The sequence below is a fragment of the Pontibacter sp. HSC-14F20 genome, from assembly GCF_019599265.1.
In the GTDB taxonomy this organism is placed as follows: Bacteria; Bacteroidota; Bacteroidia; order Cytophagales; family Hymenobacteraceae; genus Pontibacter.
Genome location: NZ_JAHZTC010000032.1, coordinates 1 through 22108, shown reverse-complemented (window position 1 = coordinate 22108; position 22108 = coordinate 1). Strand labels below are relative to the sequence as shown.

At 49.3% G+C, this 22108-nt stretch carries 22 protein-coding genes and 1 tRNA gene; 17 read left to right on the top strand and 6 right to left on the bottom strand.

Going from position 1 to position 22108, the window contains the following annotated elements:
* Positions 1-539: 539 nt before the first annotated feature.
* The 4 genes from lpcA to K3G39_RS20035 form a co-directional block, all read right to left on the bottom strand.
* Positions 540-1115: a D-sedoheptulose 7-phosphate isomerase gene (gene lpcA / locus K3G39_RS20050; RefSeq protein WP_220627955.1), complete on the bottom strand. Its 576-nt coding sequence runs from the start codon at positions 1113-1115 to the stop codon at positions 540-542.
* Positions 1116-1123: 8 nt separating this feature from the next.
* A complete protein-coding gene (locus tag K3G39_RS20045; RefSeq protein WP_220627954.1) occupies positions 1124-1465 on the bottom strand; it encodes a hypothetical protein in 342 nt (113 codons plus the stop codon).
* Between the two features lie 128 nt (positions 1466-1593).
* Complete coding sequence (locus tag K3G39_RS20040; protein ID WP_220627953.1) at positions 1594-3432, bottom strand: ABC transporter ATP-binding protein; 1839 nt, start codon at positions 3430-3432, stop codon at positions 1594-1596.
* Positions 3433-3688: 256 nt separating this feature from the next.
* Positions 3689-5368 (bottom strand): hypothetical protein, encoded by a 1680-nt coding sequence (locus tag K3G39_RS20035; protein WP_220627952.1) that lies wholly within the window; start codon positions 5366-5368, stop codon positions 3689-3691.
* A 221-nt stretch (positions 5369-5589) separates the two neighbouring features.
* Between K3G39_RS20035 and upp the strand changes: the two genes are divergently transcribed.
* From upp to K3G39_RS20020, 3 genes are read left to right on the top strand one after another with little or no spacing between them, the layout of a single operon-like run.
* Positions 5590-6246, top strand: coding sequence for a uracil phosphoribosyltransferase (upp, locus tag K3G39_RS20030; protein WP_220627951.1), 657 nt, complete (start codon positions 5590-5592; stop codon positions 6244-6246).
* A 15-nt stretch (positions 6247-6261) separates the two neighbouring features.
* Positions 6262-6705: a GNAT family N-acetyltransferase gene (locus K3G39_RS20025; RefSeq protein WP_220627950.1), complete on the top strand. Its 444-nt coding sequence runs from the start codon at positions 6262-6264 to the stop codon at positions 6703-6705.
* A gap of 43 nt (positions 6706-6748) precedes the next feature.
* On the top strand, positions 6749-7198 hold the full coding sequence (locus K3G39_RS20020; RefSeq protein WP_370627292.1) for a small multi-drug export protein: 450 nt from the start codon (positions 6749-6751) through the stop codon (positions 7196-7198).
* Between the two features lie 38 nt (positions 7199-7236).
* On the opposite strand, the gene K3G39_RS20015 is transcribed toward K3G39_RS20020, so the two are convergent.
* Positions 7237-8577, bottom strand: coding sequence for a DEAD/DEAH box helicase (locus tag K3G39_RS20015; RefSeq protein WP_220627949.1), 1341 nt, complete (start codon positions 8575-8577; stop codon positions 7237-7239).
* A 134-nt stretch (positions 8578-8711) separates the two neighbouring features.
* Between K3G39_RS20015 and K3G39_RS20010 the strand changes: the two genes are divergently transcribed.
* The 9 genes from K3G39_RS20010 to K3G39_RS19970 all read left to right on the top strand — a co-directional run bounded on the left by K3G39_RS20010 (position 8712) and on the right by K3G39_RS19970 (position 16073).
* On the top strand, positions 8712-9341 hold the full coding sequence (locus tag K3G39_RS20010) for a hypothetical protein (protein WP_220627948.1): 630 nt from the start codon (positions 8712-8714) through the stop codon (positions 9339-9341).
* A gap of 4 nt (positions 9342-9345) precedes the next feature.
* Positions 9346-10635: a serpin family protein gene (locus tag K3G39_RS20005; protein WP_220627947.1), complete on the top strand. Its 1290-nt coding sequence runs from the start codon at positions 9346-9348 to the stop codon at positions 10633-10635.
* 102 nt (positions 10636-10737) lie between these two features.
* Positions 10738-12072: a dihydroorotase gene (locus K3G39_RS20000; protein ID WP_220627946.1), complete on the top strand. Its 1335-nt coding sequence runs from the start codon at positions 10738-10740 to the stop codon at positions 12070-12072.
* A 29-nt stretch (positions 12073-12101) separates the two neighbouring features.
* Positions 12102-12572 (top strand): DinB family protein, encoded by a 471-nt coding sequence (locus K3G39_RS19995; protein ID WP_220627945.1) that lies wholly within the window; start codon positions 12102-12104, stop codon positions 12570-12572.
* Positions 12573-12631: 59 nt separating this feature from the next.
* Positions 12632-13000, top strand: coding sequence for a hypothetical protein (locus K3G39_RS19990; RefSeq protein WP_220627944.1), 369 nt, complete (start codon positions 12632-12634; stop codon positions 12998-13000).
* 134 nt (positions 13001-13134) lie between these two features.
* Positions 13135-13210 (top strand) — tRNA-His (locus tag K3G39_RS19985).
* A gap of 144 nt (positions 13211-13354) precedes the next feature.
* Entirely contained in the window at positions 13355-14278 is a 924-nt protein-coding gene (locus K3G39_RS19980) for a PfkB family carbohydrate kinase (RefSeq protein ID WP_220627943.1), read from the top strand.
* A gap of 156 nt (positions 14279-14434) precedes the next feature.
* Entirely contained in the window at positions 14435-14635 is a 201-nt protein-coding gene (locus tag K3G39_RS19975) for a hypothetical protein (RefSeq protein WP_220627942.1), read from the top strand.
* Between the two features lie 163 nt (positions 14636-14798).
* Positions 14799-16073 carry an NAD(P)/FAD-dependent oxidoreductase gene (locus tag K3G39_RS19970; protein WP_255594559.1) on the top strand — a complete coding sequence of 425 codons (1275 nt, stop codon included), beginning with the start codon at positions 14799-14801 and terminating at the stop codon, positions 16071-16073.
* Here the strand turns inward: K3G39_RS19970 and K3G39_RS19965 are convergent.
* Complete coding sequence (locus tag K3G39_RS19965) at positions 16070-17794, bottom strand: M61 family metallopeptidase (RefSeq protein WP_220627941.1); 1725 nt, start codon at positions 17792-17794, stop codon at positions 16070-16072. The genes K3G39_RS19970 and K3G39_RS19965 overlap by 4 nt on opposite strands.
* Before the next feature lie 230 nt (positions 17795-18024).
* Here K3G39_RS19965 and rpmH point away from each other — a divergent pair, with 230 nt between their 5' ends.
* The 5 genes from rpmH to K3G39_RS19940 all read left to right on the top strand — a co-directional run bounded on the left by rpmH (position 18025) and on the right by K3G39_RS19940 (position 21635).
* Positions 18025-18183, top strand: coding sequence for a 50S ribosomal protein L34 (gene rpmH / locus K3G39_RS19960; protein ID WP_220627940.1), 159 nt, complete (start codon positions 18025-18027; stop codon positions 18181-18183).
* A gap of 41 nt (positions 18184-18224) precedes the next feature.
* Positions 18225-18629 carry a ribonuclease P protein component gene (rnpA, locus tag K3G39_RS19955; RefSeq protein WP_255594557.1) on the top strand — a complete coding sequence of 135 codons (405 nt, stop codon included), beginning with the start codon at positions 18225-18227 and terminating at the stop codon, positions 18627-18629.
* 29 nt (positions 18630-18658) lie between these two features.
* On the top strand, positions 18659-20308 hold the full coding sequence (locus tag K3G39_RS19950; protein ID WP_220627939.1) for a S41 family peptidase: 1650 nt from the start codon (positions 18659-18661) through the stop codon (positions 20306-20308).
* Between the two features lie 106 nt (positions 20309-20414).
* Positions 20415-21113 carry a tRNA (adenosine(37)-N6)-threonylcarbamoyltransferase complex dimerization subunit type 1 TsaB gene (gene tsaB / locus K3G39_RS19945; protein ID WP_220627938.1) on the top strand — a complete coding sequence of 233 codons (699 nt, stop codon included), beginning with the start codon at positions 20415-20417 and terminating at the stop codon, positions 21111-21113.
* Positions 21114-21122: 9 nt separating this feature from the next.
* A complete protein-coding gene (locus K3G39_RS19940) occupies positions 21123-21635 on the top strand; it encodes a DUF2480 family protein (protein ID WP_220627937.1) in 513 nt (170 codons plus the stop codon).
* Positions 21636-22108 lie beyond the last annotated feature (473 nt).

The window sequence follows — 22108 nt, the reverse complement described above, 5'->3', positions numbered from 1 at the left end:
GGAATTGGACGTGGAAATAGTCAGACAGATCGTGCTGCTCTGCGGAGGGGACCCTGCCAAAATGGAAAAATTCGTCACTTGACAAGGTTTCGAACAGTAGTGCCCCCTACCCCCAGTAAGCAAAAAAATCAAGACGCTCCAAATCGAGGGCCCCTACCCCCACTCGCTGAACGCTCTTGACAGGGGGACCCCTTCACCCCCAACAGTGGAGCGTCGTAAAGTGCACATTGCTACTGTGATTTGCTTCGTAGCTTCAGGGGCAAGTTAATCTTGCTATACCTGTCAGTGGACATTGATACGAAGCTATACCTAGGGGATGGTCTCAGCTGAAAAGTCCCCCTTTGAAGGGGTAGGGTGTCCTCTACAAAAGGAGCGGCTAGGGGAGGTAATTCGCAGGGTACGGCAAATCAATGGGAGTACTCAAACTATACCTGCGTAGTTAACACTAAACACTCGCAGGTATGAGAGACGCTGCGGGTTTTGGCGTGACTCCGCTCGTGTAAGCGGTTGTCAGCAAGTTATACCTATACCTTAATACCTTACCCACAAATCCGCTTCTCGATCAGCAGAATCAGGATATGGATGACTTTGATGTGGATTTCCTGGACGCGATCGGCGTAGCCTTGGTGTGGAACGCGCACTTCTACGTCGCAGAAGGCAGCCAGTTTGCCGCCGTCTTTGCCGGTGAGGCCAACTACGGTCATACCTTTGGCTTTGGCTGCTGCGGCTGCTTTGAGCACGTTAGCGGAGTTACCGCTGGTGCTGATGGCCAGCAACACGTCGCCTTTGTTGCCCAGTGCTTCGATGTAGCGGGAAAATACATGATCGTAGCCGTAGTCGTTGCCCACGCAGCTCATGTGGCTCACGTCAGAAATAGAGATGGCAGGTATAGCCTGGCGGTTTTCGCGGTAACGGCCTGTCAGTTCCTCGGCAAAGTGCATGGCATCGCACATGGAGCCACCGTTGCCGCACGACAAAATTTTGCCACCAGCTGCTATGGCATCGGCCATGGCAGCTGCAGCTTTCTCAATGGCAACAATATTATTAGGGTCAGCTATAAAATTGTGGAGCGTCTGTTGCGCTTCCTGCAGCTCCTGAAGTATGGTTTGGGTCATGTATAGTATTAGTTGCTCGCTACAGCCATCTCCATACGGACAGATTCTTTGTAGCTGTTGCTTCTGTATTCCTGTTTGCGCTCATACAGATCGGCTTTCAGCTCGTTGATTTTTACCTGAGCCATGTGCCTGTCGTATTTGAGCGACGTAATGTAAAGCTTTCCGATCAATAGCTTTACCAGCATCAGGCCGGCGCCAAGTGCTCCGAGTGCTTTATAAAGTGTGAGCGCCTGCTCTTCAGTTGCAATTTCAAATATGGCTTTATGGTCCAGCAGGTTTGTTAGCAAAAGTGCTATAAACATAGCGTAGCAGAAAATGATCACATCTGAGAGTGTCTTAAGTTCTTTCATGCTTTAAGGTTGGATTTTGGTGCAAAACTGTTTCGGGCTAAACTATAAAAAAATGTGAATATACCGAAATGTTGAGGCCAATATTTAATTTAAAGCAATGGTTAGTAACACAAAAGCGTCAAATGCTTTTATGATACCAGTTGCATTTGTGTAAGTTTTGCGTACAATCCGCCCTGTTGCAGCAGGTCTTCGTGCGTGCCACGCTCCACAATGCTGCCTTGTTGTAAAACTACAATCTCGTCGGCATGCTGGATGGTGCTCAGCCTGTGCGCGATCACAACGGACGTTCTGTTTTTCATCAAATTAGTTAACGCTTCCTGCACCAGTTTCTCCGATTCGGTATCCAGCGCCGAAGTGGCCTCGTCCAGAATCAGGATAGGCGGGTTCTGCAGAATGGCTCTGGCAATGCTCAGGCGCTGGCGCTGTCCACCCGACAAACGGCTACCCCGATCACCGATGAGAGTCTGGTAACCTTCCGGTGTTTTTACAATAAACTCGTGGGCATTGGCAATTTTGGCTGCTGCCATCACTTCCTCCTCCGTTGCGTCGGTTTTGTTGAAGGCGATGTTATTGAAGATCGTATCATTGAAAAGGATGGACTCCTGCGTTACCACACCTATCTTGTCGCGCACCGAAACTGAGGTATAATCCCGGATGTCGTGGCCATCGATCAGGATGCTGCCCGCCGTCGGGTCGTAGAAGCGCGGAATCAGGTCGGCCAGCGTAGACTTGCCACCTCCTGACGGTCCGACTAAGGCCACTGTTTTTCCTTTTTCTATACTGAAGTTGATGTTCTGCAGCACCGTGTGATCGCCATAACTGAAATTCACATCCCGGAAATCGATTTCGTGACGGAACTCCGGCAATACTTTCGCATCCGGCTTGTCCGTTACCTGCGGTTCAGTATCGATCACTTTCAGAATACGGTCGCCGGAAACCAGGCCGCGCTGTATGTTACTGAAAGCCGCCGACATGGCCTTGGCTGGCACAAGCACCTGCGAGAAGAGCACAATGTAGGTGATAAATTCTTCTGCTTTCAGCTCAGATTGCTGATTAAGCACCAGGTTGCCACCAAACCAAAGCAGGCCGGCCACCACTGTCACGCCCATAAACTCCGAAAAAGGAGAGGCCAGGTCGCGCTTGTTGGCAATGGAGCGCTGCAGGTGAGCATAGCGGTCGTTTTGCTGGTTGAACTTGTCCATAATGTATGGCTCGGCATTAAAAGCTTTGATCACCCGTATGCCGCTCAACGTTTCGTCTATGATCGTCAGGATAAAGCTCAGCGATTCCTGGCCTTGCTGCGCGGCCCGCTTCAGACGCTTGGCTATACCTGCAATGAGTATACCTGAGAGCGGAAGAAGAATCAGCGTGAAAAGCGTCAGTTTAACGGACATGGTGAACAGCACGACAAAGAAGGCGATAATAGAAATGGGCTCCCTGATCACCACAGTCATCGTGTTGACCACAGAGTTTTCTACTTCCTGAATATCTACCGTCATACGGGTCATCAAATCGCCTTTGCGCTCGTTGCTGAAATAGCCCATGTGCAGCTGTGTCACACGCTCATAGGTGGCATGGCGAATCTTCTTGACTACATGTGCCCGTAATGCTCCTACTACTCTCAGTGCGAGGTATTTGAAGAGGTTCGAAAGGAAAACGGAGCATACAATGATAATACAGACGAACAGCAAAGCACCCTGCCTGCCTTTTTCCAGTATCACCTGTCCGAAATGGTAGTTGAAGAAGTCTTTGAAATACTCAAGTGAGAAACTGAATTCAGGCTTGGTGGTCACCATAGCGGCGGCATCGTCTGCGCCTACCGTGCCAAAAAGCACGCTGAGCAGCGGAATGAGGAGCGTGAAGTTGAGCAGGCCGAAAATAATGCCCAGCACGGTATAAATAGTATAAAGCGGCACAAAGCGACTATAGGGCTTTGCAAACTGCAGTATCCGGAGGTAAGTCTTCATGTTAATGGAGGCCATCCTGACCTGTTGCAGGTATAGGCGGCTGCGCCGTCTGCTGCCCGTAATGCACGAGTAGCTTGCCGGAAGTTTTTAATTATTAGTGAATTACAATATTTCTGACCACGCCATACCTGCCGTACACGCAGCCGCTGCAAAGATAAGTAAATTAGAACAGGTATGTATGACGCGCTTCTAAAACGAAAACGGGGAACCTTCATTTCTAAAGACTCCCCGCTCCAGGTATGGTTATACCTACCTGTTAAAACTCGTGTAGTCGTTGGGCGATGTTCCAGCGCAGCGCCACTGAGGAAAACACAGTGTTTTTGCTCAATGAACTCACCTCAGCATCGGTGCGGCGGATGATCCCTTTCAGGTCCACGAACAAGTTGTGCTTGAACTGGTAAGTAGCCGTCAGGTCGAGGTGCAGTTGGTTGGTACGTATACCTTGGGCAATCTCGTGACCATAGTTAAACGGCCTTGAGTTATAATCCAGGTTCACGTTGTTTCCCCAGTTGATGGTGTCGCCTTCTGCTGAGATCTCATCCTGACCGAATCGGGTAGCGATGGCTTTGCCTACCAAATGAAGACGAGGCAGCGGCTGGTAGCGGGCTATACCTACAAACTCGTATAGGTTGGCGCCCATCGGGTGGGCCAGCGGCTGGCGGTTGTGCTGATAATTGGAGCTGCCGTCGCGGTGCTGGTAGGTATAGGGGCGGATAATGTTCACCTCGCCCTGCAGGTCTAAATTGGAAAGGCCGAAGGCATCAATGTATTTTGCACCAACCTGGGCAGCCTGCTTGTTGGCCCACCAGCCTTCGCCCGATTTTACCTCGTTCAGCACAAACTCGTCGAGCACTAACTGACCGTAAAGCTGCGCTGTGTTGAAGAGATTCCAGCGGAAATCAAGGCCCAGCATGGCGTTGTCCTGGCTGCCCAGGTTGTGCTCCACGCTGCGGTAAAAAATGATCGGGTTGAGATACTGCAGTTCAAACTTGCCTTTCTCACGCCCGAAGATGATCTGCTCAAACAAGCCCACATTTAAGTTGTCGGTAATGTTGACACCCAGGCGGTGCAGGGCCATGTACTTTTTAGGAAGCAGTCGGTCGCCGCCGCTACGTCTGCGGTAGTCAGCAGTCAGCTCCTGGAAAAGGTTCATGTAGTGTAGTTTCCAAACGCGGGTGTTCAGCTTTAGGAAGAAAGCCGGTGGTGCGTAGTCGGAGTAAACGAGTGAGCGGTAGCCGTCGCCGATAAAGTGACGGTCGTGGCCCAGCTGTATCTCCACGTGCTTCGATAGCGAGTAGTTCATGTACCCCCTTGCTGTCAGGAAATCGTAGCCATCTTTCTTAAAAGTCTTCCAAAGACCTTCGTGCGGCACCACGCCATCGCGCTGGATGCGGTCCACCACATAGTCGGCAAACTTCGCCTGGTTCTCGCCAATGAAGGTATAGAAACCAAAGCGATCGTCGATGCTGCCCTCGATCTGTATACCTCTGGTGTTGACGTAGCGCATGCCGTCGCTTTGGTCGTCATGGCCTAGTTCCAGGTGAAGCACCGGATTCACGCGCAAAGTAAAATCTTCCGAATCGTAGTGATACAGGTCGGTTTTGTTGCGGTAAAAGGTGTTGAAGATCGGGCGCTCGCTGTTATTGTCGTTGGCCTGCGTGGTGTAGTTCCAGTTGTCGTTGAGCAGGTACTGGATGTTGAACATGTCGGCGTTGGAGCGCGGCTCGCCTGTGGCAGCTTCGGCCAAAGCAGCTACGTCGCGGCGACCGATCGGACGCACACTGGTATGCATCTCCGGCACTTTTGTTCCCAGTTTGATCTGGTAGCGGTCTATCAGGTGGTAAGTGTCGCGGTCGTAAGGCACGTACACGTCCTGCGCCTGCACGGCAGGTATAGCCAGCAGACTAAGTGCCATAGCGGCAAGTATATTTCTCATAAAAAGAAAGTTCTAATCAGGGGAAAGCGATTTGTAAGGTACTTATTTAGAAGTTACAATATTAACAAAAACACATGAAATTGCATGATGCCGACCGATGAAAGCAGGTATAGCTCAGTCTTATACAGGTATAGCACTTGCCCGGTTTAACGTTTTTGATCCCCAGAGATTGCCACACGACCGAAAGACTGTATCTTTAGCCTATCAAAACAGCCATAGCCATGCAAAACGATAACCTGCACATCCTCACCGCAACCCCATCGCTAGCCAACCATTTTGTAGCCGAACTGCGCGACGTTTCGGTGCAGCACGACAGCCTGCGCTTCCGCCGTAACCTGGAGCGACTGGGTGAACTGCTGGCCTACGAGATTTCCAAAACGCTGCCTTACGAAACCCGCAACATTGTGACGCCACTGTCGACTACCCAAACTGAGTTGCTGACGGCACAACCAGTGCTGGCCACTATCTTAAGGGCCGGATTACCGCTCTACAACGGTATGCTCAACTACTTTGATAAAGCTTACAGCACGTTTGTGGGAGCCTATCGGGTGGAGGAGCAAAACACGGAGCTGCAGATCAACATGGAATATTTGGCCTCAACCGACCTGCACGACAAAATTCTGATTCTGGCGGACCCGATGCTGGCTACTGGCCGTTCGCTTGTGAAGTCTTATAAAGGAATGCTGCGCCACGGCAAGCCGGTGCAGGTACATTTTGCAGCTGCCATTGCCTCGCCGGAAGGTATCGCGTATGTGCAGCAAGAGGTGCCGGAAGCACACATCTGGCTCGGCGCTATGGACGAAAGCCTGAACGAGAATTTCTACATCGTGCCCGGTCTCGGCGATGCCGGCGATCTGGCTTTCGGTCCGAAGGTATAGCTATACCTGCCAATTATGATCAGGCTTTATATCACGGCTGACCAGGAGGCGCTGCTGCAGATTTTGCGGCTCAACACGCCAACTTATTTTGCACCCGACGAGGAAGCCGACTTTGTGCTATACCTGCAAGAGCGCCGCGAAGACTATTTTGTGGTAGAGCAGGAGGGGCAGGTAGTGGGTGCAGGCGGTATCAATTATTTCGATGGCTATACCTGGGCCAGGCTGTCCTGGGATCTGATCCATCCTGCGTTTCAGGGCGAAGGTATAGGGCGGGAGCTGACCTTGTTTCGTATTTCTAAGCTGAAGGAAAAGCCCGGTATGCAATGGCTGCAGGTACGCACGAGTCAGTTTGTGTATCCGTTTTATCAGAAGCTGGGCTTTGAACTGGAGAAAGTGGAGCAGGATTTCTGGACAAAAGGGATCGACCTGTATCAAATGAAAATGAATCTGGGCGCTTAGAGCCTGTCTATACTTAAATTCGCATCAGCGTGCAGGAGGGCTAGTGGAGGAACTTCTCAAATACATGTCGGTATACCTGGTGAGCACGGTCAAGTTCATTGGCGGGCCTTTGGCGGGTGTATCGCTGGGGCTGTCTTACCTCGAAACAGTTTTCCTGACGGTTTTAGGGATGATGACCAGCGTGCTGGTGTTTTCTTATATTGGGCGGCAGGCCTCCAAATGGTATGCAGCCTACCGACGCGACCGTCAAAAACCTGTTTTCAGTCGCAGGAGCCGACGCATTATCCGGATCTGGCGCAACTTTGGAGTGGTGGGCGTCGCTTTCTTCACGCCGATTTTGCTTTCGCCGGTTTTCGGCACCGTGGTAGCTGCCGTGTTTGGTGCGCCGCGCCGCAAGATTTTCCTGCATATGCTCTGGAGTGGCACTATATGGAGCTTTATTCTGACCGCGCTGGTCTACCGCTTTGAGGAAATGGCGCTGCTATACCTGTAAATAAAAACACCCCGCCGTATCAGACAGGGTGTTCTCACTTATTTTTTCTTCTTTTTTGTCTTCTGCCAGAATGAGGCTCTCGGGTCGCGCTTGCTTTCCGGTCGCTTCTTAGGTATAGCTTTCTTTTCGTGGAAGGCGCCTTTAAAGTCCGGGTTGTCGCTGCGCTTCTGGTGGTCGATGTCGCGGGCAATGGCCTGCTGCTCCTCAAACGTAATATCGTGAATTTTTACTTCCGCCGGCATCGGCTCCTCCGGTATCTGCATCCGGATCAGCTTCTCGATCTTGCGGATGTGGTACATTTCGGCCGGGTTCGCAAAAGTGATCGCTGCTCCCACATTCTCGGCACGACCCGTACGGCCAATGCGGTGCACATAATCCTCGTACACAAACGGCACATCGAAATTGATCACATGGCTCACCATGGTTACGTCTATACCTCTAGAGGCGACGTCGGTTGCTACCAGGAAACGGACTTCACCACCTTTAAAAGCCTCCATGGAGTTAATGCGGGTATTCTGGCCTTTGTTACCATGTATAGCACGAACCTCGCCGTACTCACGACGGTCCAGAAACTTGGCCACGTTCTCAGCGTTTTTCTTGCTTCGGGTAAAGATGATCACGCGGTTGAATGTTTCCTTGTCACGGATCAGATGCTCGAGCATCGCGATTTTGGTGCGAAGGTTCGGCACCTGGTACAGCACCTGACTCACCGTCTCTACCGGCGTAGCCTGCGGCGTGACCTCAATGCGGGTCGGGAACTCCAGAAACTCCTCAGATAATTCTACCACCTTGGGGTGCATGGTAGCTGAGAAGAGCAGGTTCTGGCGCTTGCGTGGCAACACTTCCAAGAGCTGACGGATCTGCGGCATAAAGCCCATGTCCATCATTTTGTCAGCCTCATCGAGCACCAGCGTCTTTACTTCTTTTAATATAAGGTCGCCTTTCAGGTATAGCTCCATCAGGCGTTTGGGTGTGGCTACCAGTATGTCGATGCCTTTGCTGAGGATCTCGATCTGAGTTTTGGGTCCCAGTCCACCGTAGATAACAGTATGACGAAGGTCGGTATATTTGGCCAGCAAGGTAATGTGCTCCTCAATCTGCATAGCCAGTTCGCGGGTAGGGGCCAGTATGATTGCGCGCGGGTTGGTACCCTGGGCATACTTCACTTTCATCAGGATTGGCAGCAGGAAGGCCGCTGTCTTACCCGTGCCGGTCTGGGCAATGCCCATCACATCGTGCCCGCCCATGATCACAGGTATAGCTTTGAGCTGGATAGGCGTTGGCTTTTCGTAGCCTGCCTCTTCAATGGCGTTGAGCAGCTGTCGGTTCAGCTTAAAATCCTCGAACGTGCTTATTTCTTTCTCCGCTTCTTCTGCCATGTTTGTGGTACTTGTGTTTGGTGTTAATATGCAAAGGTACGGGAAATTTGCGGGAGCGGGATAAAGAGAGAGGAGTTGTTGATGAATAGTAGTACCTTGATTTTTGATACCAATGGTGCTTATCAGATCAAAGTATGTTCAAAAAGATACTCAAGTGGGTGTTTATTATCGCAGGTATAGGCTTCCTTTCTTTTGTTGGCTACGTCATTGCAGTTTTGTATGCGTTCGGAGTTTTTGATAGGGATTACAATAGGCAAGACCTGATCGAGCATTACGAATCCAGAACTGCCGAAATAAAAAACCTTAAAGCTTACTATGAATCTATAGTTCCTGCCAATAAAACTGTAAAGATTGAGTTTGATGGAAACAGGGAGTTAGGAATTTTTCACATCCTGTCTAAAGATTCACTAACGGGCAAATCAATACAGAATAGTAACTGGGATCTGAAGATTAAATCTCCAAAAGTTGACTCTATGATTGCATCGCTAGGTTGGTCACAGGAAACACTGAAAACTTTAAAACTAAAGTTAGATGAGGCCGACTGCATTTCTGTAACCAACAGTTCACCTTTTAACATAGGCTTTCAACGAAGCGGTATGGGCATGTATTTCTACAACTTGTTCGATCAACCCATACCTGACAGTTTAGTTGCTACTTATAATGATGGCTATACTTATGTGCTCTATACTGATAGGGTCGTGCTGGAGTACGGTGGCGGGGCTGTGGGGCCGCAGTGTTTTCCTGGGTTGAAGTACCAGAATTAACCCCATGCAACCATCCCGCTACAATCCGGGTCTTTCAGGTATAGAACTTTATTTTACCCCAATGTTACTCATGAGTAAAAGTGTGTTTCTCTCAGGTATAGCCCTTGTGGCGGTGAGTTTTTTTTCTGGTTGTAAAAAAGAGCTGGCAGATAACTCGCCAAACACCCGTCCGCTAACGGCACAGGAAGAAAAGACAGTGGCGAGTTCCAACGACTTTGCTTTCCGGGCTTTTGCGCAATTGAGTGAGGCAGAAGGGCCGGAGAATGTTTTCATCTCTCCATTGAGCATCAGCATGTCGCTGGGAATGGCCTACAACGGGGCCGATGGCGAAACGAAAGAAGCCATGCGCAAAGCACTCGGCTTTACACTGCCAACCGACGAAGAGATCAACAAATCCTTCAGGGACCTCGACGCGTTGCTGAAAGGTATAGACAAGCAGGTGGTATTCACTTCTGCCAACTCCATGTGGCACAGCAATGAGTATAAATTGCAGGCACCTTTCATCAAAACAAATCAAACCTACTACGACGCGACAGTACAGGGGCTCGATTTTTCCTCTCCGGCCGCCAAAGACCAGATGAACAACTGGGTGAAGAGTAAAACCAATGGCAAAATTGAGACGATCGTGGACGAGGTGCGGCGCGAGCATATCCTGTTCCTGATCAATGCCATTTATTTTAAAGGCACCTGGACCTTTCCTTTCGATAAAAAGCTGACTCAGCCGGGCCCTTTCCAACTGGAGAGCGGCAATACCGTTACGCCTGACTTTATGGCGATGAAAGACGGCAAATACCTGCACTACCAGGATGACCGCCTGCAACTAATCGACCTGCCCTACGGCAACCGGCAATACAGCATGACGATTCTGGTGCCCGGCCGTGACCGCACGGTGCAGGACGTGGTGCAGGAACTCGATGCGGCCCGACTGGCAACTTTACTGGCAGATGCGAAGGAAACGACTTACGAACTCTACATGCCCAAGTTCAAACTCGAGTACAGCAAAGAGCTGAAAGACATGCTGAGCCAGCTGGGTATGGGCGTTGCTTTTAATGGTGGAGCCAACTTTAGCCGGATGGTAGAAGGCGGTTCTAACCTGGCGATCTCCGAAGTAAAGCACAAGACTTTTGTAGAAGTGAACGAAGAAGGTACGGAAGCAGCAGCGGCCACCTCCACCGGTATAATGCTCACCTCATTGCCCCCCTCTGTGCGCATTGACCGGCCTTTTGTTTTCATGATCCGGGAGAAATCCTCGGGAGCCATTCTCTTCATCGGCAAACTGATGCAGCCCGAATAGCGGCAGGTATAGCTTTTCATTTAAGGTATAGCAATCAGGGCCTTTTTGTGCAGGAAACTTTGCTAATGTGTGTTAACTTTGTTGAGCACATACCTTAGCAGCATGAAATCTATCCTGATAAAGAACGCACAGCTTGTAAACGAAGGAAGCACTACCACCGCCGATGTGCTGGTGAAAGAAGGTCGCATTGCCCAAATCGGGCAAGGTATAGCCGCCGAAGCTGACCAGACCATCGACGCTACCGGCCTATACCTGTTGCCCGGCGCCATCGACGACCAGGTACACTTCCGCGAGCCGGGACTTACGCGCAAAGCCAGCATCGAGACTGAAGCAAGAGCGGCTGTGGCAGGCGGCACGACTTCGTTTATGGAGATGCCTAACACGGTACCCAACACTGTAACGCAGGAGTTGCTCGAAGATAAGTATAAGATCGCGGCCGAGACCTCGCTGGCAAACTATTCCTTCTATATGGGCGCCACCAACGACAACCTGGCCGAGGTGCTGCTCACCAACCCTAACACCGTTTGCGGCATCAAGATTTTCATGGGTTCTTCCACGGGAAACATGCTCGTAGACAACGAGGAGACGCTGGAGCAGATTTTCGCTAAGGCCAGGCTGCCGATAGCCGTGCACTGCGAAGACGAGCAGACAATCCGCGACAACATGGCCATCTATGAAGAGAAGTACGGCGAGGATATACCTATTAAGTGCCACCCCGAAATCCGCAACGAGACGGCGTGTTTCAAGTCATCTTTCCTGGCAGTGAAGCTGGCCGAGAAGCACAACACCCGCCTGCACATCCTGCACATTTCCACGGAAGAAGAACTGAAGCTGTTCCGCAACGACATTCCGCTCGAGCAGAAGCGCATCACCGCTGAGGTATGCGTGCACCACCTCTGGTTCGACAAAGAAGACTATGACAAGTTCGGCACCCTGATCAAGTGCAACCCGGCCGTAAAAGAGCATCGCCACAAAGAAGGCCTACTACAAGGTTTGCTCGAAGATAAGCTCGACGTGATCGCCACCGACCACGCCCCACATACCTGGGACGAGAAGCAGGGCAAGTACAAGCAGGCCCCATCAGGTGTGCCGCTGGTGCAGCACTCGGTGCAGATGATGCTCGAGTTTGTCAAACAAGGTAAGCTGACGATCGAGAAAGTGGTGGAGAAAATGGCGCATGCGCCAGCTATTCTCTTCAATGTGCGCGAGCGCGGCTACCTCCGCGAAAGCTACTGGGCTGACCTGGTGCTGGTGGATCTGAACAAGCCTTATACCGTGACCAAAGAGAACACCTACTACAAGTGCAATTGGTCGCCTTTTGAGGGCCATACCTTCAACAGCACCATCACCCATACCTTCGTTTCCGGTCACCTCGCTTTTGAAAATGGCGCCTTTGACGAAAGCAAGAAAGGCGAACGGCTGTTATTTGACAGATAGTTGCACGGTAGAACCAGAAAGGTCTAGGTATGGAAAGTGTCATGTCTTTGCAGTATAGTTGGGTAAGGGGATCCAGAGAAGTGCTTCTGCAATACTGTAATTCCCTGTCTGCGGCAGATTTTTGCAAGGAAAACAGCTCGTTTGGGAGAGGAAGCATCCGGAGCTTGCTGGTGCACATCGCCAATACTTACGAGTTCTGGATCGGGCAGCAGGCGCTACAAAAGGAGATGGTTTTTACTTCCTACGATGCTGTCAAAAATGTTGAAGAAACCCGACAGCTTTTCCATGATGTAGATAAGTTAGTGGGGGAGTTCGTGACGCATTTTAGTCGCAGCTACCTGACGAATCTGAAGGTAACAATCAACGATGTAAGCACGAAGGCCAACCCATTCAAACTGTTCACGCATGTAATCACACACGAGTACCACCACCAAGGCCAGATTCTCTCGTTGAGCAGGCATCTGGGCTATACACCTGTCGATACTGATATCATGCGGTAGTCTGAGATGGGAAAAAGGATGAAAGAAATGGACTGTTTAACAGGTATAAGCATCAAGATATGGAGCTAGAGCAATTCAAAGAACTGCATGCCCGTTTTTTCGGGAAAGAGCTGTTAGAGGAAGTGCTGCAATCGGAGGAGTACGAGTCCTATGAGGAGGCCATTCATGAAGACGAAGCGTGCTACAACTGGGCCATTACTGATAAACTGAAGAGCAAAGGCTTTGACTATAAGAACTACTGTTGCCTGATGATGGCTGACAAGGTTTGCGAAAGCCTGGATTCGGAAGGGGAGATCAGGTATGATGACCCGGAGGTGATTATCAACAAATGGGACGAAGGCTTTTATGGTATACCTGTGCACAATGGGAGCGCTACGATGGTTGTCATCAATTTCTGCCCTTGGTGTGGCACGAAGTTGAATAAGTAAATTGCAATACCTTGCAAGAGCTAAAGTGTAAGTCTAAAAGACACAACGAGATAAGTATTTTCTTTAAAAAAATGCGTTCTGCGTATTGTAAATAAGAAAACGACACGTATATTTGCATTCTCTAAACGAGACACGGTGGTTGTAGCTCAGTTGGTTAGAGCACCAGATTGTGATTCTGGGGGTCGTGGGTTCGAGACCCATCTTCCACCCGAAGCCCTTGAAGCAAACCTTCAAGGGCTTTTTTGTTTATATTGCATTGTTAAATGGTAAAGCTGTTAAATTGTTGACTAGCAGTAGGTATAAGCCAAAATCCATTTAACAATTTAATCATTTAACAATCAACAATTCAAAAATATGAGCTTAGTAGTAGTAGGTTCGATGGCGTTTGACGCGCTGGAAACTCCTTTCGGAAAAACAGACAAGATCGTTGGCGGTGCTGCCACATATATTTCACTTTCGGCTTCTTATTTTGTGAAGCCCGTGAATGTGGTATCAGTAGTGGGTGGTGATTTCGACCAGGACCACATCAGCCTGATGCACCAGCGCAACATCAGCACCGAAGGCGTGCAGGTGAAGGAGAACGAAAAGTCTTTCTTCTGGTCTGGCCGCTACTTCAACGACATGAACAGTCGCGAAACACTGGTAACGGAACTGAATGTACTGAGTGATTTCGATCCCATCATCCCGGAAGCTTACCAGAACTGCGAGTACCTGATGCTGGGTAACCTGGCGCCACAGGTGCAGCGCACGGTGTTGGAGCGCCTCACCAACCGTCCGAAGCTGATCGTGATGGACACCATGAACTTCTGGATGGACATTGCCATGGAAGAGCTTCAGAAAACGATCGGTAGGGTAGACGTGCTGTCGATCAACGACGAAGAAGCACGCCAACTGAGCGGTGAGTACTCTTTGGTAAAAGCTGCCCGCAAAATCATGGCAATGGGACCAAAATTCCTGATCATCAAAAAAGGAGAGCACGGCGCCCTATTGTTCCACGAAGAAAAAGTATTCTTCGCGCCAGCCCTGCCGCTCGAGGAAGTGTTTGACCCAACCGGAGCCGGCGACACATTTGCAGGTGGTTTCATCGGCTACATTGCCGCTACAGGCGACATCAGTTTCGAGAATATGAAGCGTGCGATCATCCACGGTTCAGCCATGGCCTCGTTCTGCGTAGAAAAATTTGGCACTGAAAGATTGAAGAAATTAGACCAGCAGGAAATCGACAGCCGCGTGCAGCAGTTTGTGAACCTGGTGGCTTTTGACACAGTATTGTCTTAAGTATAAGGAATTTGTATATTCCGGAGAAGGGAGGCGAAAGCTTCCCTTTTTTGTTTTCTGGCAGGTATAGCCAGTGGCCTGATTTGCACTAAATTGTAACAAAGTACAGGTATAAGAGGTAAGACTTAAGTATAGATTACCTTAAAACTGACGAAAATGAGCTTGAAAAACGAAAATAAAAAAACACTGGACGAGCTGAAAAAGAATAACCCAAAAGGAGAAGATACGAGCAAACCAATGGGGAATGTTGATTCTCAGCCGAACCAGAACGCATTGAATGCAGACGATACCAAAGTGCAAAACCCAAACCGAAACCTGGCAAAAGGCGGTAACAACATGCCTTACGACAAGAAGTAGCCATACGGTAATTCAATCTAACCTGGCGAATGGTAGCGAAAGCACCCCTTACTATTAGTGAGTGCGTCAGGAATGCAAAATAAGACTATGAAAATGAGAGGAAGGCCCAAGGGCTTTCCTTTTTTTATGTCCTTTTGCGGCAGGTATAGCAACAGACTCATTTTTGCTGTTTATTTTTAGCTTCTTCCACCAGAAGGATTTTATGCAGCAACACGACATTTGTATACTGGGCGCCGGACCGGGCGGTGCCTCGGCAGCTCTGCACCTGGCCAACAAGGGCATCCCTTGTGTGCTGCTTGATAAAGCCATTTTTCCCAGAGACAAGGTATGCGGCGATGCCCTGAGCGGCAAAGTAGTCAATGAACTGAAACGCATTTCTCCGGATTTGCCCCCCTTGCTAAGTCAACAGGAAGAACAGTTGCCATCCTGGGGAATTCATTTCATCTCGCCGGCCGGTCACAAGCTCAGCGTGCCTTTCAAGCCTGATTACGATGCGGCACAAGACGTTCCTTCCGGCTACATTTCCAAACGGATTGACTTCGACAACTTCCTGATCGAGCAGGTGAAGCAGCGGCCCGAGATCACTTTACTCGAAGGTATAGACATTGCGAAAGTGGAGAGGAACGAGCAGGGGTTCTTATTGACCGACAAAAGCGGCGAACACCGGTTCAGTGCCCGTCTGCTGATTGCCGCCAACGGAGCGCATTCTGCCTTTGCGCGGCACGAGGCAGGTATAAAACAGGTACCTGAGCACTACTGCGCCGGCCTCAGGGCTTACTACAAAAATGTGGCGGGGCTCGACAAGGATAATTTTATTGAACTGCACTTTCTCAAAGATTTTCTGCCGGGTTACTTCTGGATCTTCCCACTGCCGGGCGGTTATGCCAACGTGGGTGTAGGGATGCTGAGCGAGACCGTGAGCCAAAAAAAGATTAACCTGAAAAAGGAGATGCTTCGCATGATCGAAACGCATCCTGAGCTTAAACAGCGCTTCGCTGGTGCTGAACTGATGGGTGATATTAAAGGGTATGGCCTACCGCTGGGCTCCAAAAAGCGCGTGATCTCGGGCGACAACTACATGCTGGTCGGTGACGCGGCCTCATTGATCGACCCTTTTACAGGAGAAGGTATCAGCAATGCCATGATCAGTGGTCGCTGGGCGGCTACGCAGGCCGAACTCTGCCTGCAGCAGCAAAATTTCTCCGCCGGCTTCATGCAGGGCTACGACAAAGCAGTATACAATCGACTCTGGAAGGAGCTTAAGCTGAGCCGCCGAATGCAGCAACTACTGGACTACCCCTGGCTGTTCAATCAGGTGGCAAGCAAAGCATCAAAAAATCAGGCTCTTGCCGAAACGATCTCCTGCATGTTTACCGACCTGGACCTGCGCGAGCGACTCAAGCAGCCATCATTCTACCTCAAACTGCTCTTCAACTAAAACTCCTGCTTCAGCCACAGCTTGAAGTTTTGCTTTTCGGCGTCTGTCGCTTCCATTCTTTTGGCGATGCTATACCTGGTGTAGTAAGTCTGCTGGCTCGGTTGCAGCCTGACTTGACGCAGTTGCTTTTTTCTGAATAGCGTCAGTTCTATATCTTGGCTCAGGTCCATATCCGCTAATAAAGCTTGTAGGTTCTGTTCAATCTTTCGCCCGTTCACTGCCATCAACTCGTCGTCTATACTTAACACAGCACTGGCAGGCGAGTCAGGAGCGATAGCGGTTACTTTAGTCGCTTGCGCATCAGCGACTATCTTAAATCCGAAGATTCTTTCATAGAGCAAAGCATTTTCTTCTGTGCGTAGGGTACAACCTATATAGGCAAGAGCTTTATCCAAAGCATTTTCGATCGGAGCAGTGCCGTTGATATACCTGTCAAAATAATCCTCAAACTCAACGCCGCCGACACGGAGTACCAATTGCTTGTAATCATCTTCAGTATACCCAATGCCGCGCTTCCCAAAGTCTTCCCAAAGATGGCGCATCACCGTGTCCAGACTTTCCTGATTGCCGGTGGCATGGCGCAGTTGCAGGTCGAGCAGCAGGGCAGTCAGGGCTCCTTTGATGTAGATAGACACTTTGCGATCAGGTATACCTGGTTTGTAGCCATCCAGCCAGAGGTCAAACGACGAGTCGGCGACAGACATGTGGTCGCGGCTGCGGTCTGCAAAGTAGCGTTGCAATGTGGTATTGAGCTCATCAAAATACTGCGCCGCCGTGAACACCTCCGAGCGGGCCAGTATGTAGTCGCCGTAGTAAGTCGTTATACCTTCCGCCACATAGCCTGTCCGGAAATAATTCTCGCCGGTAAAGTCGTATGGCAGCATTTCCTTTGGTCGGATCTGTTTGACGTTCCACGTGTGGAAAAGCTCATGCGAACTCACGCCCAGAAACTCCTTGTATAAAGCTGGTGTCATCAGCAATTCGCCAGGACCAAGTGTGATGACAGTTGAGTTGACATGCTCTACCCCGTGATAAAAGCGGTAGGGGAGAATCTCGTTCAGGTAATGGTAATCCTGCACCGGAAAATCACCAAACACCTCCAACTGCTCCTTTGTGAAAGCCTCAAAGTCTTTTTTGATCCGGTCCCAATCCGGCCGGCAATCGCCCTGCAGCCAGACGTGGAACGGTATACCGGCTACGGTGTAAGTCTCCTTTTTTAGTGAAGCGCTGGCAATGAATGGGGAGTCCACCAACAGATCATAGTTATCGGCCAGCAAGGTATGGCGTTCAATTTCAGGCAGTCCGCAGGCGATCTGCCAGTTGTCAGGTATAGCGAGCTGAAGTTGCTGTGGTTCGTGCGTGCGGTCCTCCACGGCCATCAGGCAGTTGATGCCGTTCAGGTATAGCTGTTCTTCATCGAGCCAGGAGCCGCCGCCATCCATCTGGCGGGCATAAAAGCTATAGAGAATCTCAATATTTTCCGCGCCACCAGTCTCTACGATCCAGCGGTCTTTGGTCACCTTGCGCACAGGTATAGCCACGCCATTGGCACTGGCCGTAACACCGCGTAGCTTCTGGGCAAAATGCTGCAATTCGTAGCGCCCCGGTCGCCAAGCGGGCAGTTGCAGGTATAGCTCCTGTTGGCTGTTATCAGGTATAGTGATGGTGATATCCAGGAAGTGTGTCAGCGGATTGGTATAGGAGAGGTGGTGTCGGATCATAGTTGCGGGAAGGTATAGCGTTCGGTGTAAAATTAAGATAATCTGCATTTAACCCAGGTATAGAGCCCTCAGATAAGGCTCCGCTCCAGGTATAGCTACGCGTTAAAAATAGTACAAAGGGGTGTGCAGCCGATTTTTTCTGTATTTTTTGAAATAATATGAGAAGTGGGATTGCTATTTTAGAAAAGCTTCCCTAATTTTGCAGGCCATAATAAAACCATTGGCATCCGATGAAAAGAACATTCCAGCCTTCGCAGAGAAAAAGAAGAAATAAGCACGGTTTCAGATCAAGAATGGAAACCGCTAACGGAAGAAGAGTATTAGCTAGCAGAAGAGCTAAAGGCAGAAAGAGACTTTCTGTTTCTGACGAAAGAAGACACAAAGCTTAGTAATCTGGTTGTGCTTTGCTCAGCCCGGAGCCGTCACGCGTATGGATCCAGCTAACAACAAGCCAGCAGAGCAGCAGATTTCTTATACATATTCGAAAGAAGAACGCTTGTGCAGTAAGCGACTCATCTCGCTGCTGTTTAGCAAGGGTTCTTCTTTTAATTTGTATCCGCTCAGGTTTGTATACCACACACCTGAAGCACCTCTTTCCGAAGGTACGCAGTTGGTTATTTCCGTTTCGAAGCGCAACTACAAGCGTGCCGTCGATCGCAACCGCCTGAAGCGCCAGATACGTGAAGCTTACCGCCTTAACAAGCACTTTCTTACCCAACATCAGGGGCAGGCTCCCGGCCTCCTTGCCATTATTTACATCGGCAAGGAAAAAAAATCCTTTGATACAATCCAAAAAAAACTAATTTCCGGTTTGGAACGTTGTTTGACTAGATAGTCTTACCCCGCCCCTAAACCTGAAATTCTATGTACAAGAAGTTACTAGCTGGCATCCTCGCCGGCAGCTTAGCGCTGACCCTCTTCTCTTTTAAGTCAGAGTCGGAGCGCTATTTCGAAATAGCCAAAAACCTCGATGTTTTTGCCACGCTTTTCAAAGAAGTAAATACCTATTATGTAGACGAAGTGCCGCCTTCCAAACTGGTACGCACAGGTATAGACGCGATGCTCAAGTCGCTCGACCCCTATACCAACTACATTCCCGAAGACGATATTGAAGATTTCCGCACCATGACCACTGGTCAGTATGGCGGTATAGGGGCGCTCATTGGTAGCCGCGACAATAAAATTGTGGTGCAGATGCCTTACGAGAATTCCCCTGCGCACAAGGCAGGCTTGGTTATTGGCGATGAGATCACTAAAATAGACGGGGTAAACGTTTCCAGTAAGACTACCTCCGAAGTGAGTAAACTGCTGAAGGGGCAGGCCAATTCTATTGTTAAACTTGAAGTGCGCAGCTACGGACAGAGCAAATCACGAACAGTAGAACTTACCCGCGCCAATATTATGGTCGATAACGTGCCTTACTATGGCATGATTGATAACGAAATCGGCTACTTCCAGCTGTCAGGCTTTACAGTGGACGCTTCTAAAGAAGTAAGAACTGCCGTTCAGAAACTAAAAGAGCAGGGAGCTAAGAAGATTATTTTCGATCTGCGCGACAATCCGGGTGGCTTGCTGCACGAAGCGGTGAACATCTCCAACCTATTTGTGGACAAGGGCAGAGACATTGTAAGTACCAAGGGCAAGGTAAAGGAGTGGAACAAAACTTACAAAGCGCTGGATGAACCATTGGATAAGGAGGTTCCGATGGTGATTTTGACTAGTTCGCGCAGTGCCTCGGCCTCTGAGATCGTGGCCGGTGTAATGCAGGACTATGACAGAGCGGTGCTGGTAGGGGAGCGCACTTTCGGCAAAGGCTTGGTGCAGGCAACACGTCCGCTTTCGTATAACTCACAGCTGAAAGTAACAACTGCCAAATACTACATTCCGAGTGGTCGCAGTATACAGGCCATCGATTACAAGCACCGCAACGAAGACGGTAGCGCCGGCAAAATTCCGGATTCGCTAAAAGTAGCCCACAAAACAGCTGGAGGTCGCATCGTGTATGATGGCGGTGGCGTTAGCCCGGATGTGGAAGTTACCCGCAAGGCTTACTCTGAAATTGCCAGAACGATAGCGACTAAGGGTTACTTCTTTGAGTACGCCAATAAATATAGAGCAGAAAACCCGACTATACCTTCAGCCAAGCAGTTTAAGTTGACGGATGCCGACTACCAGAAGTTCATCGCTTTCCTGGATAACAAAGATGTGAACTACACAACCAAAGTAGAGCGCGAACTGGAACAACTGACGGAGCAGGCCAAGGACGGCAAGCATCTGGATGACATTAAGCTGGAGCTAGACGCCATTAAGAAAAAGGTATCCCATAATAAGTCGAATGACCTGATGCGCTTCCGTACCGAGATACAAGAAATGCTGGAGGCGGAAATCGCTTCTCGTTACTATTTGCAGAAAGGCTACATCGAGTCTTCGTTCGATGACGATCCGGATATTCTGATGGCTATGCGTGTGCTAAGCAATCAGCAAGAGTATGCATCATACCTGAAAGTGAAATAAGAAAACAAGGTATAAGCAAAAGGGTGATGCCGGTCTGGTATCACCTTTTTTGTTTCTTGGTCTTTCGGCCGTACTTTTGTCATATCATTTATTATAAGTATAAAGTATGCCACTACTGCTCGCGCTCGAAACTTCGTCTAACGTATGTTCTGTTGCCTTATATAAAGGAGCGGATTTACTGGGTGCATCGGAGCTGCAGATCGAAAAGTCTCATTCTTCCCATATCACGGTCATGATTTCGCAATTGGTTGAGAACTGTGGCTATACCTTGCATGACCTGAGCGCTGTGGCTGTTTCGGGAGGACCCGGTTCCTATACCGGTTTGCGTATTGGGAGCTCTACCGCCAAAGGCCTTTGTTATTCTCTTGATATTCCGTTGCTGGAAGTGTCTACTTTATATGGATTAGCGAAGCAAGCAATAGACAGTGTGCCTAATGCGCAGGACTACCTGTTCTGCCCCATGATGGATGCCCGCCGTATGGAAGTCTATACCTGTCTGCTCAGCTCCAGGCTGGAAGAGCAAATGCCTGTCACGCCAATGGTGTTAGATGAGCAAAGCTTTCAGGAACAATCAGCCCGACAACCGATCATTTTCTTTGGCAATGGTGCCTTTAAGTTTAAAAAGCTACAGGAAGGAAATGCGAATGCGTTGTTTATAGATAGTATACAACCATCTGCCAAACCGATCGGGCAGCTGGCAATGGTGAAGTACGAACAGCAGGCTTTTGAAGATGTGGCCTATTATGAACCCTTCTACCTGAAAGATGTTTATATAACAAGTCCGAGTAAGAACACGCTTAAATAAGCTATAACAATGTCAGATATAATAAACAAAGTAGCGCAAAGCGCACTCGTGACGCTAAACCTGGAAGAGCTGCTTCATCCGGGTGAGCGTGTAGTATATGATATAAAAGACAATCTGTTCCAGGGCCTGATTCTGCGCGAAAAGGATTTCAGAGCTTTTGTGAAAGAACACGACTGGTCGGCTTATGCCGGGAAAAATGTCGCCATCATCTGTTCTGTTGATGCCATCGTACCGACCTGGGCTTATATGCTACTGGCTACAAAGCTACAGGCGCACGCTAACTATTATGTGTTCGGCGATCTGGAAGCACTGGAACAAGCGCTGATGCAGGAAGCGATTGCCAAAATAGACCCGGAAGAATATCGGGATGGTAAAGTTGTGATCAAAGGATGCGGCAGTATACCTGTACCTACTTATGCTTATGTAGAGATCATGCGAAAACTATCACCTGTAGTGAGTAGTCTGATGTATGGCGAACCATGCAGTACAGTACCTTTATATAAGCGGCCTAAATCAGCATAAACGTAAACACAGAATTATTGAGAACAAAAGCCCTTTCTAAAAGAGAGGGCTTTTTCCTTTTTAGAAGAGAAGCAGACATAAGAGCGAGCCTATACCTGCCATGTGGAAGAAATAAAAAATGAAAAAATTACCCAGCGAAGAAACTATTAAAGGGGAAAACGCTGTTCCTATCTAGCGCACGGGAAACTGAGGCGTCCGGCATAGGGGAATCCTACAGATTGTAACAAGCAATCTCCTTATGCTGAAACTGACCAAACAACCTATACTTTGGAGCAATTGAAAGCTCTGAAAACAAACAAGCTCTTAGCAATGGAGGTTAAATAGCCTGTATTGCTAAGAAGCGACAAAACCCGAAAGTTTTTTGAAAATGATTTGCTGTGCTTTTCAGCAAGTTAGACGAAACCACCTGGTATCAGAGGCTAAAGTTAACACAGGGTGCTTGCAGGTTGGGAAAATTTGTAGACCTTTGCACT

What these genes read in the sequence shown, in the direction of transcription:
- K3G39_RS20040 (WP_220627953.1), bottom strand. Translation starts at nt 3,432, where the DNA reads ATGAAGACTTACCTCCGGATACTGCAGTTTGCAAAGCCCTATAGTCGC.
- K3G39_RS19965 (WP_220627941.1), bottom strand. Translation starts at nt 17,794, where the DNA reads ATGATCCGACACCACCTCTCCTATACCAATCCGCTGACACACTTCCTG.
- K3G39_RS19940 (WP_220627937.1), top strand. Translation starts at nt 21,123, where the DNA reads ATGTCAGATATAATAAACAAAGTAGCGCAAAGCGCACTCGTGACGCTA.
- K3G39_RS20035 (WP_220627952.1), bottom strand. Translation starts at nt 5,368, where the DNA reads ATGAGAAATATACTTGCCGCTATGGCACTTAGTCTGCTGGCTATACCT.
- K3G39_RS20045 (WP_220627954.1), bottom strand. Translation starts at nt 1,465, where the DNA reads ATGAAAGAACTTAAGACACTCTCAGATGTGATCATTTTCTGCTACGCT.
- upp (WP_220627951.1), top strand. Translation starts at nt 5,590, where the DNA reads ATGCAAAACGATAACCTGCACATCCTCACCGCAACCCCATCGCTAGCC.
- K3G39_RS20005 (WP_220627947.1), top strand. Translation starts at nt 9,346, where the DNA reads ATGCAACCATCCCGCTACAATCCGGGTCTTTCAGGTATAGAACTTTAT.
- K3G39_RS20015 (WP_220627949.1), bottom strand. Translation starts at nt 8,577, where the DNA reads ATGGCAGAAGAAGCGGAGAAAGAAATAAGCACGTTCGAGGATTTTAAG.
- rpmH (WP_220627940.1), top strand. Translation starts at nt 18,025, where the DNA reads ATGAAAAGAACATTCCAGCCTTCGCAGAGAAAAAGAAGAAATAAGCAC.
- K3G39_RS19950 (WP_220627939.1), top strand. Translation starts at nt 18,659, where the DNA reads ATGTACAAGAAGTTACTAGCTGGCATCCTCGCCGGCAGCTTAGCGCTG.
- K3G39_RS19975 (WP_220627942.1), top strand. Translation starts at nt 14,435, where the DNA reads ATGAGCTTGAAAAACGAAAATAAAAAAACACTGGACGAGCTGAAAAAG.
- K3G39_RS19980 (WP_220627943.1), top strand. Translation starts at nt 13,355, where the DNA reads ATGAGCTTAGTAGTAGTAGGTTCGATGGCGTTTGACGCGCTGGAAACT.
- K3G39_RS19995 (WP_220627945.1), top strand. Translation starts at nt 12,102, where the DNA reads ATGGAAAGTGTCATGTCTTTGCAGTATAGTTGGGTAAGGGGATCCAGA.
- K3G39_RS19990 (WP_220627944.1), top strand. Translation starts at nt 12,632, where the DNA reads ATGGAGCTAGAGCAATTCAAAGAACTGCATGCCCGTTTTTTCGGGAAA.
- rnpA (WP_255594557.1), top strand. Translation starts at nt 18,225, where the DNA reads ATGGATCCAGCTAACAACAAGCCAGCAGAGCAGCAGATTTCTTATACA.
- K3G39_RS20025 (WP_220627950.1), top strand. Translation starts at nt 6,262, where the DNA reads ATGATCAGGCTTTATATCACGGCTGACCAGGAGGCGCTGCTGCAGATT.
- K3G39_RS20010 (WP_220627948.1), top strand. Translation starts at nt 8,712, where the DNA reads ATGTTCAAAAAGATACTCAAGTGGGTGTTTATTATCGCAGGTATAGGC.
- tsaB (WP_220627938.1), top strand. Translation starts at nt 20,415, where the DNA reads ATGCCACTACTGCTCGCGCTCGAAACTTCGTCTAACGTATGTTCTGTT.
- lpcA (WP_220627955.1), bottom strand. Translation starts at nt 1,115, where the DNA reads ATGACCCAAACCATACTTCAGGAGCTGCAGGAAGCGCAACAGACGCTC.
- K3G39_RS20000 (WP_220627946.1), top strand. Translation starts at nt 10,738, where the DNA reads ATGAAATCTATCCTGATAAAGAACGCACAGCTTGTAAACGAAGGAAGC.